The organism is Phycicoccus endophyticus, from assembly GCF_011326735.1.
Classification (GTDB): Bacteria; Actinomycetota; Actinomycetes; order Actinomycetales; family Dermatophilaceae; genus Phycicoccus; species Phycicoccus endophyticus.
Map to the genome: position 1 here is coordinate 47805 of NZ_JAANCN010000009.1, position 13657 is coordinate 61461.

A 13657-nucleotide genomic window follows, 5' to 3' on the forward strand; every position below is an offset into this window, starting at 1 on the left:
CCGGAGGGCGCGGTGAAGACTGCCCTGAGCACCCCCGACGCTCGCAGAGCACCCCCGAGGAACAAGGAGCACCGATGCTCGTCCCGATGACCGTGTGTGACTTCATCGACCGCGCGAGGACGGTCTACGGCGACCGGGTGGGGGTCGTCGACGAGCCGGACCAGGTCGCCGCGCCGCTGCCCGACCTCACGTACGCCGACGTCGCTGCCCTCGCCCGGCGGCAGGCCGCCCGGCTGGACGAGCTCGGCATCGGGGTCGGCGAGCGGGTCGCCATCGTGTCGCACAACGCCGCGCGGATGCTCGTGTCGTTCTTCGGGGTGTGCGGGTCGGGCCGGGTGCTCGTCCCGGTCAACTTCCGGCTCAAGCCGGAGGAGGTCCGCTACATCGTCGAGCACTCCGGCGCCCGCGTGCTGCTCGTGGACCCCGAGGTCGACGAGGCCCTGGCCTCGGTGAGCGCCGAGCACCGGGTCGTCCTCGGCGACGACGAGGCGCTGTACGCCCCCGAGGGCGTCGAGCCTCGGCCCTGGGAGCCGGACGAGAACGCCACCGCGACGATCAACTACACCTCGGGCACGACCGCCCGGCCCAAGGGCGTCCAGATCACCCACCGCAACATCTGGACCAACGCGCTGACCTTCGGGCTGCACGCCGGTGTCTCGGACCGCGACGTCTACCTGCACACCCTGCCGATGTTCCACGCCAACGGGTGGGGGATGCCCTTCGTCGCCACCGGGCTCGGCGTCACCCAGGTCGTGCTGCGCAAGGTCGACGGTGCGGAGATCCTCCGCCGGGTGCGCGACCACGGCGTCACCTACCTGTGCGCCGCCCCGGCGGTCGTCAACGCCGTGCTCGACGCCGCCCGCTCGTGGGAGGGCGAGATCCCCGGGCGCGACCGGGTCCGGATCATCGTCGCCGGCGCGCCGCCCCCGACGACCACCGTGGCCCGCGTCGAGTCCGAGCTCGGCTGGGAGTTCATCCAGATCTACGGGCTCACCGAGACCTCGCCGCTGCTGACGATCAACCGACGCCGGGCCGAGTGGGACGGGCTGTCGGTCGAGGAGCGGGCCGAGCGGCTGGTGCGGGCGGGGGCGCCGGCGCTCGGGGTGTCCCTGGCGCTCTCACCGGACCACGAGGTGCTCGCCCGCTCCAACGTCGTCCTCGAGGGGTACTGGGAGCAGCCGGAGGAGTCGGCGCGGGCGCTCGAGGACGGGTGGTTCCACACCGGCGACGGCGGCACGGTCGGCAAGGACGGCTACCTGACGATCTCGGACCGCAAGAAGGACGTCATCATCACCGGCGGCGAGAACGTCTCCTCGATCGAGGTCGAGGACGTCATCTTCAGCCACCCGGCGGTCACCGAGGTCGCCGTCATCGGTGTCCCGGACGAGAAGTGGGGCGAGACGATCAAGGCGCTCGTCGTGCTCGCGCCGGGGGAGAGCCTCACCGAGGCGGAGCTCGTCGCCTGGTGCAAGGAGCGGGCCGCCGGCTACAAGGCGCCGACGTCGGTGGAGTTCCGCGAGCAGCTCGCCCGCACGGCCACCGGCAAGCTGCAGAAGTTCAAGCTGCGCGCGCCGTACTGGGAGGGCCGGGAGCGGCAGGTCAACTGAGCAGCCACGCCCCGAGGGCGAGCACGGCGGGCACGGCCTGGACCCACAGGATGCGCCGGCTCACGGTCACCGCGCCGTAGGCACCGGCGACGACGACGCACGCGAGCGTGAAGACGGAGAACGCGAAGCGGTGGTCGGCCGGGCCGAGCAGGCCGAGGACCAGCCCCGCGACAAGGAAGCCGTTGTACAGGCCCTGGTTGGCGGCGAGTACCGCGGTGCTCGCCGCCTCCTCGGGCGTGGTCCCGAACGTCTCCCGGCCGCGTGGGGTCTCCCAGAGGACCATCTCGAGCACGACGATGTAGACGTGGACCAGGGCCACGGCGGCGGTGAGGACGACGGCGACGGTGTGCACGGCAGTTGTCTACCGCACCGCTACCCCCGCGGCCAGCGGGGCCGCCGGCCCGCGCAAGCCGCCGGGCGTGAGCTCGGTGCGTCAGCCCACGGTGAGGAGGATCTTGCCGACGTGGCCGCTCTCCTCCATCTCGCGGTGGGCCTCGGCCACCGCCGCGAGCGGGTACCGGGAGTGCACGACCGGCCGCACGACGCCGTCCTCGACCAGGGGCCACACGTGCTCGCGCACCGCTGCGACGATCGTGGCCTTCTCGTCCGCCGGGCGTGCCCGCAGGGAGGTGGCGACAACGGCGGCGCGCTTGGCGAGCAGCGCGCCGAGGTCGAGCTCGCCCCTGCGCCCGCCCTGGAGGCCGATGACGACGAGCCGCCCGTTCGGCGCGAGCACCTCGACGTTGCGGGCGAGGTACGCGGCGCCCATGTTGTCGAGGACGACGTCCGCCCCGGCCCCGCCGGTGGCCTCCCGGACGCGCTCGACGAAGTCCTCCTCGCGGTAGTTGACGAGCACCCGTGCGCCGAGGGACCGGCACGCCTCGAGCTTCTCGGCCGACCCGGCGGTCACGGCGACCGTGGCGCCGAGCGCGGACGCGAGCTGGGTGGCCATCGTCCCGATACCCGAGGAGCCGCCGTGGACGAGGAGGACCTCACCGCGCTGGAGGTTGGCCGTGAGGAAGACGTTCGACCACACCGTGCACACGACCTCGGGCAGCGCCGCGGCCTCGACGAGCGGCACCCCGCGCGGCACGGGGAGCAGCTGGCCGGCGGGCACGACGACGTCCTCGGCGTACCCGCCGCCGGCGAGCAGCGCGCAGACCTCGTCGCCGACGGACCAGCCCTCGACCCCCTCGCCCAGGGCGGCGACGGTGCCGCTCACCTCGAGCCCGGGGACCTCGGACTCCCCGGGCGGGGGCGGGTAGTGGCCCATCCGCTGCATGACGTCGGCGCGGTTGACCCCCGCCGCGGCGACCCGCACGAGGACCTCGCCCGCGCGTGGCTGCGGGGTCGCGACGTCGGACAGGACGAGGGCGTCGGGCCCTCCGGGCTCGGGGATCGTGACGGCCTTCATGCCTCGAGGCTAGGCCTCCCGCTCGACGGCGGCGAGGTCGGCGGGGGTGTCGACGTCGTGCGCGGCCGGGCCGGGGACGACGACCTCGAGGTGTGGGATCTCCAGGAGCGAGCGCGCCGGCACCCCGGCGCTCGGCAGGGCGGCCCGTGCCGCCAGCGCGGGTGTCCGGTAGGCGGCGAGCAGGGGGTTGGGGATGCCGTCGTCGTCGACCCCGACGGCGGCCCCGACGTCGGCCGCGGCCGCCGCGAGCGCCTCGACGAGGCCGACCAGCGCCGGCGCCGCGTCCGGCATGTCCCCGGCCACGACGGCGGCGACGGGCGTGCGCACCAGCGCGGCCCCGGCGAGCAGGGCAGCGAGCGGTCCGGTGCCGGGCGGCTCCTCCCGGGTCCAGGTCACCGCGCGTCCGGCCGGGCGGGGCTCGCCCACCCCGACGAGCGGCCAGGCCGGGGGCAGGGTGTCCAGGAGGTGGGCCAGCACCGTCGTCCCCCGCAGCGGGGCGCCCAGCTTGTCCGCGCCGAACCGGCGTGCCCGGCCCCCCGCGAGGACGACCGCGGTGACGGCGGGCGCATCGTCCATGGCCCGAGACTAGTCCCGGCACCGGTTGACCTGGAGTGCACTCCAGGGTCGAGGATGGGGCGATGACCCGTCCCCGTGCCGCGCCGGCCGGCGTCCCGATCGCCGAGGCCGCCGCCCGCACCGGGCTGAGCATCGACGCCCTGCGCTACTACGAGCGCGACGGACTGCTGCTGCGACCGGTGCCCCGCTCGGCGACCGGCCACCGCCGGTACTCCGCCGCGGACCTGCGATGGGTGGAGCTGCTCACCCGGCTGCGGGCCACCGGCATGCCGATCCGCGACATGCGCAGGTATGCAGCCCTCGTGCGCGCGGGCGCGGGCAACGAGGCCGAGCGGCTCGAGCTGATGCGCGCCCACCGGCGGCTGGTCCTCGACCGGCTCGCCGAGGTCACCGAGCACCTCGGGGCCATCGAGCACAAGATCGGGGTCTACGAGGACGCCCTCGCCGAGGCCGCGGAGGCCCGGCGCGCTGCCTCCGCTTGACCTGGAGCGCGCTCCAGGGCGTTGGCTGGGTGCCATGACGACATCGACACGCACCCTCGGCACCGTCTCACCCCTGACCGTCTCCGCTCTCGGCCTCGGCTGCATGGGGATGAGCGAGTTCTACGGCACGGGCGACGAGCAGGCCGGCATCGACACCATCCACCGCGCGCTCGACCTCGGGGTGACCTTCCTCGACACCGCCGACATGTACGGCCCGTTCACCAACGAGCGCCTCGTCGGTACGGCGATCTCCTCCCGGCGCGAGCAGGTCCAGCTGGCGACGAAGTTCGGCAACGTCCGCGGCGAGGACGGCTCGCGGCTCGGGATCGACGGCAGCCCCGAGTACGTCCGCAGGGCCTGCGACGCGAGCCTCGAGCGCCTCGGCGTCGACCACATCGACCTCTACTACCAGCACCGCGTCGACCCCCAGGTCCCCATCGAGGAGACCCTCGGCGCGATGAAGGAGCTCGTCGACGCGGGCAAGGTCATCCACCTCGGGCTCTCCGAGGCCTCGGCCGAGACGATCCGCCGGGCGCACGCGGTCCATCCGGTCACGGCGCTGCAGACGGAGTACTCGCTCTTCACCCGCGACCTCGAGGACGAGATCCTGCCGACGGTGCGCGAGCTCGGCATCGGGCTCGTGCCCTACAGCCCGCTCGGCCGCGGCATCCTGACCGGGGCCATCAGCTCGCACTCCTCGCTGGAGGAGAAGGACTCCCGCCGCACCGGGTACTTCCCGCGCTTCCAGGGCGAGGCGCTCGAGGCCAATCTCGCGCTCGTCGCGAAGGTCCGTGAGCTGGCTGACGAGAAGGGCTGCACGGCAGGGCAGCTCGCGCTGGCCTGGGTGCTCGCCCAGGGTGACGACGTCGTCCCGATCCCGGGCACCAAGCGGGTGCGCTACCTCGAGGAGAACGTCGGCGCGCTCGACGTCGAGCTCACCCCCCGGGACCTCGCCGCGATCGAGGAGGCCGTGCCGCGCGGCGCCGTCGTCGGCGAGCGGTACGGCGACATGTCGACCATCGACCGGTGAGCCTCAGCGGCGGCCGAGGCGCGCGGCGAGCGCCTCGGCCGTGTGCCGTACCTGCACGACGAGCGTGTCCCGCAGGGTCGCGTCGACCTCGTCCTCGGGGTAGGTGACGGCCACCGCCGCGACCGGGTAGTCGTTGGCGTCGAGCACGGCCACGGCGACCGACCCGAGCCCCGGCGTCACCAGGCCGTCCTCGACGGCGTACCCGCGTTGTCGCGCCCGCTGCAGCCACGAGCGCAGCTCGGTGGTCGAGGAGGGGCCGCGCCCGTCGCGCCGTACGAGCGCGTCCCGGTCCGGCAGGAGGGCTCGCACCTGGCGCGCCGGCAGGGCGGCGAGCATCGCCAGCCCGGTCGCCGTCAGGGGGGCCGGCAGGCGGACCCCGACGTCGGTCACGAGCAGGGGCCGGCCGGGAGCGCGCTGCTCGACGACGTAGAGCACGTCGGCGCCGTGCAGCACCGCGAGGTGCGCGTTGTGGCCGGTGACGTCGACGAGCCGGTCCATCGGCCCGCGGGCCAGCCGCTCCAGCGGCGCCTGGCGCTGGTAGGCCGACCCGAGCTCGTAGGCCGCGAGGCCGAGGCCGTAGCGCCGCTGCTCGGGCAGGTGGCGCACGTAGCCCCGGCCGGCGAGCACGCCGAGCAGGTGGTAGACGCTCGAGCGGGGCAGCCCGAGGTCACGGGCGATGGCCGCCGCCGGCACCGGCTCGCCCCGGCGGGCGATGAGGCCGAGGACGTCGAGGGCGTGCCCGGCCGCGGGGGCGTTGGCCATGGCCCAAGTCTCGCACCCGAGACGACGCGCGCGGCCGCCCTGCTCAGGGCTCGCCCGCGCGCTCGAGGCGCTCGAGGATGCGCCGCAGCGCGGCCCGGTCGCGCTCGGGGAGCCGGGCGAAGTACCCGTCGGCCTCGGCCCGGCGAGCGGCGTCGACCCGGGTGAGCAGGGCCTGCCCCTCCTCGGTGAGCCCGACGACCTGGGCCCGGCGGTCGGTCGGGTCGGGCGAGCGCGCGACGAGCCCGCGCTCCTCGAGCGCGTCGACGACGTCGGTGACGGACCGCGGGGCGACCCGGAGGTGCTGGGCGAGCTCGCCGAGCCGCATCGTCCCGTGGTGGCCGACGACCCGCAGCGCGCGGGCCTGGTGCGGCGCCAGCTCGTACGGCTCGTAGGCCGCGGTGCCGCGCCGGCGCAGGGTGCGGGCGACCCGCATCACGAGGTCGCCGAGGTCGAGCTCGGCGGCCGGGACGTCGTCGTGAGGGGGGCGGGCGTGGCGCACGCGGGGAATGCTACCCCGGGGATGGTGTGTTTGACTCATTGTGAGGTAACCTCATCAATGAACCGACCGACAGGAGGGGTGCCCATGACAGCGGCCCCGACCCAGACCCCCGTTCCCGCGACCGCCCGGCCACGGGCCGGCGGCGCCGACTCCCGCCGCACCGGCGAGCCGCCGGGCCACGGTGGCGGCCGTGGCGGGCGCGGCGTCCTCACCGTCGACCCACGCGACCGCGCCCGTCTCGAGGAGGCGCCGGTCAGCATCCGGCGCGTCCTCGCCCTCTTCGGCCCGCACCGGGCGCGGATCGCGGTCGTCGTCGCCATCATCGTCGTCACGAGCGTCGTCGGGCTCGCTCAGCCCTTCCTCGTGCGCGAGGTCGTCGACGTCGCCATCCCGCAGCAGGACGTGCGCCTGCTGATGCTCGCGGTCGGCGCGATGGTCGCCGTCGCCGCCGTGACCCAGCTGCTCGGCGTCGTCCAGACGTGGCTGTCGACCCAGGTCGGCCAGCGGGTCATGCACGGCCTGCGCACCCGGGTGTTCGGGCACCTGCAGCGCCAGTCGCTCGGCTTCTTCACCCGCACCCGTGGGGGCGAGGTGCAGTCCCGGCTCGTCAACGACGTCGGCGGCATGCAGGGCGTCGTCACCTCGACGGCGACGTCCATCGCCTCCAACGTCACGACCGCCGTCGCCACCGCCGTCGCGATGGTCGCCCTCTCCTGGCGGCTGTCGCTGCTCTCCCTCCTCGTCGTGCCGCCGGCCCTGTGGCTGACCCGCAAGGTCGCCCTCATGCGGCGCGAGGTGACCGCGCAGCAGCAGCGTCGGCTCGCCGACCTCAACGCCCAGATCGAGGAGGGACTGTCGGTCTCGGGCGTCCGGCTGGCCAAGACCCTCGGGACGGCCACCCGCTCGGCCGAGCGGTTCGCGTCGACCTCGGCCGACCTCGTCGGGCTCGAGCTGCGCTCACAGCTCGCCGGCCGGTGGCGGATGGCGACGATGCAGATCGTCTTCGCCGTCATCCCGGCGCTCGTCTACCTCGCCGCCGGCCTGCCGGCTACCTCGGGTGGGATGACCATCGGCACGCTCGTGGCCTTCACCGCCCTCCAAGGCTCGATCTTCCGCCCGCTCATGGGGCTGCTCAACGTGACCGCCCAGTGGGTCGCGTCGATGGCGCTCTTCTCCCGGGTCTTCGAGTACCTCGACCTCGTGCCGGACGTGCCGGCGCCCGAGCATCCTGTCCCGCTGGACCCCACGCTGGTCTCCGGGCACGTGCGCGTCGACGCGGTGTCGGTGCGCTACCCGGGGGCATCCCGCGACGCCCTGCACGAGGTGACCCTCGAGGTGCCGGCCGGCTCGACACTGGCGCTCGTGGGGCCCACCGGGTCCGGGAAGTCGACCCTCGCCGCCCTGCTCGGGCGCCTGCTCGACCCGGACTCCGGCCGGGTGAGCATCGACGGGGTCGACGTGCGCGACCTCGACCCGGACGTGCTGGCGTCCGTCGTCGGAACGGTCTCCCAGGAGAGCTACCTCGTCCACGCGTCGGTGCGTGACAACCTCCTCCTCGCCCGCCCGGAGGCGAGCGAGGCCGAGCTGTGGCGCGCGCTGGGGGCGGCCCAGGTCGCCGACCTCGTCGCCTCGCTGCCCGAGGGGCTCGACACCCTCGTCGGGGCGCGGGGGCACCGCTTCTCCGGTGGCGAGCAGCAGCGGCTGGCGGTGGCCCGGACCATCCTGCGCGACCCGCCGGTCCTCGTCCTCGACGAGGCCACCTCGGCGCTCGACACCGCGACCGAGCGGGCCCTGCAGGCCGCGCTCGACGAGCTCGCCCGGGGCCGGACGACGGTGACCATCGCCCACCGGCTCTCCACCGTGCGGCGCGCCGACCGGATCGCGGTGCTGGACCAGGGCCGGCTCGTGGAGTCCGGCACCCACGAGGAGCTCCTCGCCCACGGCGGCCGGTACGCGGCCCTCGTCACCGCCGACGCCCCCACCCACCCCTAGCCCCCCACCCACCCCTAGCCCCCACCCCGACCCGCCCCGTCCTCGAATCGACCAATAGGTCACGTCAGGTACGGGTGCGTGTGCCTGAATCGACCAATAGGTCACGTCAGGTACAGGGGCGTGTGTCCGGATTGACCTATTGGTCACCTCAGGTACGGGTGGGGTGGTGCCCAGGTGCCGACGGAGTGGTTGGGCGGACTCGTGGTCTCGCGGACGAGACACGGCGTCGTCGCCGGGGCTCCACCTGACGGCGCCCGCGCGCTGCAATGGACCGATGACCACCCGCGCACCCGCCCGCCACGAGCACCCCCCGGTCACGGTCGGCGCCGGGCCGCTCACCGTCGAGGACGTCGTCGCCGTCGCCCGGAAGGGTGCCCGCGTTCACCTCGACGAGGGCGCCCTCGCCGAGGTCCGCCGCACCCGGGAGGTCGTGCGCTCGCTCGCCGACGACGCGAAGCCGCACTACGGCATCTCCACCGGCTTCGGGGCGCTCGCGACCCGGCACATCCCGGTCGAGCTGCGCCACCGGCTCCAGCGCAGTCTCGTCCGCAGCCATGCCGGGGGCTCGGGCCCGCAGGTCGAGCGCGAGGTCGTCCGGGCGCTGATGTTGCTGCGCGCGGCGACGCTCGCGACGGGGCGCACCGGCATCCGCGAGGAGACCCTGCGGGCGTACGTCGCGATGCTCGATGCGGGCATCACCCCGGTGGTCCACGAGTACGGCTCGCTCGGCTGCTCCGGTGACCTCGCCCCGCTGGCGCACTGCGCGCTGGCGCTCATGGGGGAGGGGGACGTGCGCGACGCCACCGGCACCTCGATGCCCGCCGCCAAGGCCCTGGCCGCCGCAGGCATCGCCCCGGTCGAGCTCGAGGAGAAGGAGGGCCTCTCCCTCGTCAACGGCACCGACGGCATGCTCGGGATGCTCTGCCTCGCCGTGCACGACCTGCGCTCCCTGCTCGTCGTCGCCGACATCGCTGCCGGGATGTCCGTCGAGGGCCTGCTCGGGAGCGACGACGTGTTCGCGGCTGACCTCCAGTCGCTACGACCCCATCCCGGTGTGGCGGCGAGCGCACAGAACATCCGGACTGTGATGGCGCACAGCCCGATTCGTGCCTCGCACCGTACCGATGCGTGCACGCGCGTCCAGGACGCCTACTCGCTGCGCTGCGCGCCGCAGGTGGCCGGCGGCGCTCGGGACACGCTCGAGCACGCGGCCCGGGTCGCAGCCGCCGAGCTGGTTGCCGCCGTCGACAACCCGGTCGTCACGACCGACGGCAGGGTCGAGTCCAACGGCAGCTTCCACGGAGCGCCGGTGGCCTACGTCCTCGACTTCCTCGCCGTCGTCGCCGCCGACGTGGCCTCGATGTCCGAGCGACGCACCGACCGCTTCCTCGACCCCGCCCGCAGCCACGGCCTGCCGGCCTTCCTCGCCGACGACCCGGGCGTCGACAGCGGCCACATGATCGCCCAGTACACCCAGGCGGCCGTCGTGTCGGAGATGAAGCGCCTGGCCGCCCCCGCCAGCGTCGACTCGATCCCGAGCAGCGCGATGCAGGAGGACCACGTGTCGATGGGCTGGTCGGCGGCCCGCAAGCTGCGCCGGTCGGTCGACGGGCTCTCGCGCGTCCTTGCCGTCGAGGTGCTGACGGCCGCCCGCGGCATCGCCCTCCGTGCGCCGCTCGAGCCGGCCCCGGCGACCGGAGCCGTCGTCGCGGCGCTGCGGTCGGCCGGCGCCGGCGTGCCCGGTCCGGACCGCTTCCTCGCCCCCGAGATCGACGTCGCCAACCGGCTCGTCGTCGACGGCACGGTCCGGCGGGTCGTCGAAGGGGTCACCGGGCCCCTCGCCTGACTCCCCCTGCACTCGAACGTCTGTGTACCCGCCGCGCACCGTGCGGCGGGTACACACACGTTCCGGGGGAAGGTCGGCGCTCGCGTACCGATACGGTTACGTAACCGAGCGGGTACTTAAGGCCCATGGACGCCGTTCTCCAGGCCATCGCGGACCCGAGCCGTCGCACGATGCTCGACACCCTCCGGGACCGTCCGGCGTCGGCCGGCGAGCTGGCGGAGGCCCTACCCATCGCCCGGCCGGGCGTCTCACGGCACCCGCGGGTGCTCCGGGAGGCCGGCCTCGTCGACGTCCGGCAGGAGGCCCAGCGGCGGATCTACACCCTGCGTCCCGAGACCCCCGTCGAGGTCGACGACTGGCTCGAGGGCTACCGGGCGCTCTGGCGCACCCGGCTGGACGCGCTGCACACCGAGATCGCACGAGGAAAGAGGCAGCCATGAGCACGACGAGCACCACGGGGACGATGCACGCGCAGGACGACGAGCGCGGGCTCGTCCGCGTCGAGGACGTCTACGACACCGACGTCGAGGACCTCTGGCGGGCCTGCACCGACCCGGAGCGGCTCGCCCGGATCGACGTCTGCGAGGCGCCGCACCACCTCCTCCTCACTCAGATGCCCGGCACCGACGAGGAGACCGAGCTCGAGGCGTGGCTGACCCCGGAGGGCTCCGGGACGCGGCTCGTCGTCGAGGAGCGCGGGGTGCCGCGGGGTGCGCTGGACTTCTACGGCTCGGGGTGGCAGGTGCACCTCGAGGATCTCGGCCGGTCGCTCGCCGCCGACGGCTCGGCGCACCCCGAGGGCTGGTCCTCGGCGGAGGCGGCGCCGTCGTGGAAGCGCCGGTGGGAGGCGCTGGTGCCCGAATACGAGGCCCGCGAGGTCACCACGACCCCCTGAGCCGGCGCCGACGCGGGTTGCTTGCCTCCATCAGATGTGCAACAGTAATGTTGCACATCGGACGAAGGGGCAACGCATGGCACACGTCATCGAGAAGAGCATCGACATCGACACGAGCGCGGAAGACCTCTGGCCGCTGGTCAGCGAGCCGGGCTGGTGGATCAACGACGGCGAGTACGTCGACCACGTGCTCGACCGCCGCGATGACGGGATCGTCGTCGTCACCGATCCCGTGCACGGAGCGTTCCCGCTCGTCGTCGTCGAGGAGGAGGCGCCGCGCTACGTGGCCTTCCGCTGGCTGGCCCGCACCGACTCCCCGTCCATCGACGGGCCCGGCACCCTCACCGAGTTCCGGGTCGAGGACCGCGAGGGCGGCGTCACGCTGCGGGTGCGCGAGAGCGGGTTCGAGTCGCTCGACGAGTCGGGGGCCGATCTGCTGAAGACGGTCGCCGACAACACCGAGGGCTGGGAGACCGAGCTCGCCGTGGCCAAGCGCCACGCCGAGAGCCGTCGCGCGGCGTGAGCGCACCGATGGTCGGGGCCGCCGACGCCGTCCTCTTCGCGGCCCTCGGCGACCAGACGCGGCTCGGTCTCCTGGCCGCCCTCGGGACCGGCGGGGCGGCGACGGCGACCCGGCTCGCGGACCCGTTGCCCGTCACCCGGCAGGCGGTGAGCCGGCACCTGCGCGTGCTCGAGGACGCGGGCCTCGTCGTCACGTCCAAGGCCGGCCGGGACGTGCTCTACGAGGTCGACGTCGACGTCCTGCGCGAGCGGGCCGACTGGCTGGCGTCGGTCTCCCGGGCTTGGGACCGTCGCCTTGAGGACCTCAGGCAGCGGGCCGAGCGCCGCGACCGGTGAGTTCCGCCGCCGCCGCCGGTCGGGCGTCGAAACCCGGTGGGCCGGTTCCGGTCCGGGTGCCAGGGTGTGCGGCGACCTCACCTCGTGAGAGGACGTGCCACGACCCATGGCCCTGCGCTGGTACACCCTCGTCGTCGACAGTCACGACCCTCGGCACCAGGCGCGATGGTGGGCGCGAGCGCTCGACTGGTCCGTGCTGCACGAGTCGGACGCGCAGTGCGTCGTCGTCCGTCGTGGGAGGACGACGCCTACGTGGAGCGCACGCGCTGGCAAGAGATGGGCCCAGGCCTCGTCTTCGTTCCCGTGGGCGTCGGTCACCAGGTAGCGGGGCGGACGAAGGCCGCCGCCGGTCGCCCCAGCCACTGGGTGAGGCGCACGACGAGGTCGATGTCGGCGAGCCGCGCCGCCTTGAGGTTCGTGAGCCGGGCCGGGCTGCAGCCGACGACCTCGGCGAGCCCGGCCCAGGTGAGGTCCCGTTCCCGGCGGGCGTCGTTCAGGGCGGCGTGCAGGGCCGCCAGGTCGAACCGGAGCCGGTGGTCCGCGTCGGTCTTCGGGAGGTCGGTGTCGCCGACATCGACGACTGCGCCGGTGAGGAAGTCCTCCGGGGCGCGGCCGAGCCAGCGCAACATGAAGAGGACGTACTGGCAGGACGTCCGGCCGGGGTCCTTGACCCGCTGGACGGCGCCGCCGCAGATCGGGTGGTCCGTCGTGCGCGCCTCGTTGAGCCCGGCCGACTGCTGCCACAGCTCGTCGGCCAGGTCGTACCAGCCGAGGCCGCCCGCCTCCCGTCGCTCGTCGAGCGCGGCATACAGCGCCTCGCGGTCGAAGGTCGGCAGGGCGGTGTCCATCCACCCCACCGTACGCGGATCCGGTGGGCAGACCCGCTGGCCGGCCTCGCTCCTTGCCCTCGTGCACCACCGGACGTCGGGCAGCCGGTGGGCGCTGACGCCGGGCGAGCCGTCTGCCGGCCGTTGTCGCTCAGCCGCCGGGGACGGTGCGTACCGCGCGGACGACGAGGTCGTCGTGATGGCCGGCGCCGGCACCGCCGGCCACCCACCGTGGCCGCCGCTGCGGGCCGGTGACCGACCAGCCCTCCCCGAGCGCCTGCGCGGTGACGTCCCCGGGCGCGAGCAGCGCCTCGGGGTCGAAGCCGTGCTCGAGCGCCCGCTCGCGGTCGACGTCGGCGTGGTGGACGACGAGCAGCGTGCCGCCGGGGGCGACGAGCGACGCGAGCCGCCGGACCGGCCGGGTCTCCAGGTCCAGCGCCGGGTAGAACACCGAGACGAGGTCGAAGCTGCGGGCCGGCAGGTCGGCGTCGGCGAGCCCGCCGCGCACCCAGGTCACCTCGGCCCCGGCCGCCCCGGCGGCCGTGCGGGCCCGTTCGAGGGCCACGCCGGACGGGTCGAGGGCGGTCACGGTCCAGCCGCGGGTCGCGAGCCAGACGGCGTCGGCACCTTCCCCGCACCCGACGTCGAGGGCGCGGCCCGGGACGAGGTCGGCGACCTCGACCGTCAGAGCCTGGTTCGGGTCGCCGCTCCAGACCCGGTCCAGCTCGGCGTAGCGCGCGTCCCACACGCTCTCGTCGTCGCGCAGCTCGTAGCCGTGCTCGTGTCTCGTCATGCCCCGAGTGTGCGGTCCCGGTCCCGCGCGGCCCATCGCCCGTTGCCGTTCCGGCAAGGCGCTGCGTCTCGGATGC

16 protein-coding genes are annotated in these 13657 nt (G+C 74.4%); 9 read left to right on the plus strand and 7 right to left on the minus strand.

From position 1 onward, the window contains the following. The first annotated feature begins 74 nt into the window (after positions 1 to 74). Positions 75 to 1607 (plus strand): AMP-binding protein, encoded by a 1533-nt coding sequence (locus G8D98_RS10995; protein ID WP_166102976.1) that lies wholly within the window; start codon positions 75 to 77, stop codon positions 1605 to 1607. On the opposite strand, the gene G8D98_RS11000 is transcribed toward G8D98_RS10995, so the two are convergent. The 3 genes from G8D98_RS11000 to mobA form a co-directional block, all read right to left on the minus strand. Further along, positions 1600 to 1959: a DUF1304 domain-containing protein gene (locus tag G8D98_RS11000; protein WP_166102978.1), complete on the minus strand. Its 360-nt coding sequence runs from the start codon at positions 1957 to 1959 to the stop codon at positions 1600 to 1602. The two genes, G8D98_RS10995 and G8D98_RS11000, sit on opposite strands and share 8 nt — an antisense overlap. Positions 1960 to 2040: 81 nt before the next feature. Continuing rightward, positions 2041 to 3021 carry an NAD(P)H-quinone oxidoreductase gene (locus G8D98_RS11005; RefSeq protein ID WP_166102983.1) on the minus strand — a complete coding sequence of 327 codons (981 nt, stop codon included), beginning with the start codon at positions 3019 to 3021 and terminating at the stop codon, positions 2041 to 2043. Positions 3022 to 3030: 9 nt separating this feature from the next. Beyond that, on the minus strand, positions 3031 to 3597 hold the full coding sequence (gene mobA, locus G8D98_RS11010) for a molybdenum cofactor guanylyltransferase (RefSeq protein ID WP_166102985.1): 567 nt from the start codon (positions 3595 to 3597) through the stop codon (positions 3031 to 3033). Between the two features lie 62 nt (positions 3598 to 3659). On the opposite strand from mobA, the gene G8D98_RS11015 reads away from it, so the two are divergent. Both G8D98_RS11015 and G8D98_RS11020 read left to right on the plus strand, forming a co-directional pair. Then, positions 3660 to 4079, plus strand: coding sequence for a MerR family transcriptional regulator (locus G8D98_RS11015; protein WP_166102987.1), 420 nt, complete (start codon positions 3660 to 3662; stop codon positions 4077 to 4079). A 34-nt stretch (positions 4080 to 4113) separates the two neighbouring features. After that, complete coding sequence (locus tag G8D98_RS11020) at positions 4114 to 5109, plus strand: aldo/keto reductase (protein ID WP_166102989.1); 996 nt, start codon at positions 4114 to 4116, stop codon at positions 5107 to 5109. 3 nt (positions 5110 to 5112) lie between these two features. On the opposite strand, the gene G8D98_RS11025 is transcribed toward G8D98_RS11020, so the two are convergent. Next, positions 5113 to 5871, minus strand: a complete 759-nt coding sequence (locus tag G8D98_RS11025; RefSeq protein ID WP_166102992.1) for an IclR family transcriptional regulator — start codon at positions 5869 to 5871, stop codon at positions 5113 to 5115. Positions 5872 to 5914: 43 nt separating this feature from the next. Further along, positions 5915 to 6370 carry a MarR family winged helix-turn-helix transcriptional regulator gene (locus tag G8D98_RS11030; protein ID WP_229661885.1) on the minus strand — a complete coding sequence of 152 codons (456 nt, stop codon included), beginning with the start codon at positions 6368 to 6370 and terminating at the stop codon, positions 5915 to 5917. Between the two features lie 84 nt (positions 6371 to 6454). On the opposite strand from G8D98_RS11030, the gene G8D98_RS11035 reads away from it, so the two are divergent. The 6 genes from G8D98_RS11035 (at position 6455) to G8D98_RS11060 (ending at position 11961) form a co-directional block, all read left to right on the plus strand. After that, complete coding sequence (locus tag G8D98_RS11035; protein WP_166102997.1) at positions 6455 to 8362, plus strand: ABC transporter ATP-binding protein; 1908 nt, start codon at positions 6455 to 6457, stop codon at positions 8360 to 8362. A 274-nt stretch (positions 8363 to 8636) separates the two neighbouring features. Next, on the plus strand, positions 8637 to 10208 hold the full coding sequence (gene hutH / locus G8D98_RS11040) for a histidine ammonia-lyase (RefSeq protein WP_166102999.1): 1572 nt from the start codon (positions 8637 to 8639) through the stop codon (positions 10206 to 10208). Positions 10209 to 10333: 125 nt separating this feature from the next. Continuing rightward, the gene (locus G8D98_RS11045; RefSeq protein WP_166103002.1) at positions 10334 to 10648 is read left to right on the plus strand and encodes an ArsR/SmtB family transcription factor; all 315 of its coding nucleotides are present in this window, start codon (positions 10334 to 10336) and stop codon (positions 10646 to 10648) included. Continuing rightward, positions 10645 to 11103, plus strand: coding sequence for an SRPBCC family protein (locus G8D98_RS11050; RefSeq protein WP_166103004.1), 459 nt, complete (start codon positions 10645 to 10647; stop codon positions 11101 to 11103). The genes G8D98_RS11045 and G8D98_RS11050 overlap by 4 nt, the downstream gene beginning before the upstream one ends. Before the next feature lie 76 nt (positions 11104 to 11179). Continuing rightward, positions 11180 to 11626, plus strand: a complete 447-nt coding sequence (locus tag G8D98_RS11055) for an SRPBCC family protein (RefSeq protein WP_166103007.1) — start codon at positions 11180 to 11182, stop codon at positions 11624 to 11626. Next, positions 11623 to 11961, plus strand: a complete 339-nt coding sequence (locus G8D98_RS11060) for an ArsR/SmtB family transcription factor (protein WP_229661884.1) — start codon at positions 11623 to 11625, stop codon at positions 11959 to 11961. Before G8D98_RS11055 ends, G8D98_RS11060 begins: the two co-directional genes overlap by 4 nt. Before the next feature lie 314 nt (positions 11962 to 12275). Here G8D98_RS11060 and G8D98_RS11065 read toward each other — a convergent pair whose 3' ends face one another. Together G8D98_RS11065 and G8D98_RS11070 are read right to left on the minus strand one after the other, a co-directional pair. Next, on the minus strand, positions 12276 to 12809 hold the full coding sequence (locus G8D98_RS11065) for a hypothetical protein (RefSeq protein ID WP_166103010.1): 534 nt from the start codon (positions 12807 to 12809) through the stop codon (positions 12276 to 12278). A 130-nt stretch (positions 12810 to 12939) separates the two neighbouring features. Then, positions 12940 to 13581, minus strand: a complete 642-nt coding sequence (locus G8D98_RS11070) for a class I SAM-dependent methyltransferase (RefSeq protein WP_166103013.1) — start codon at positions 13579 to 13581, stop codon at positions 12940 to 12942. Positions 13582 to 13657 lie beyond the last annotated feature (76 nt).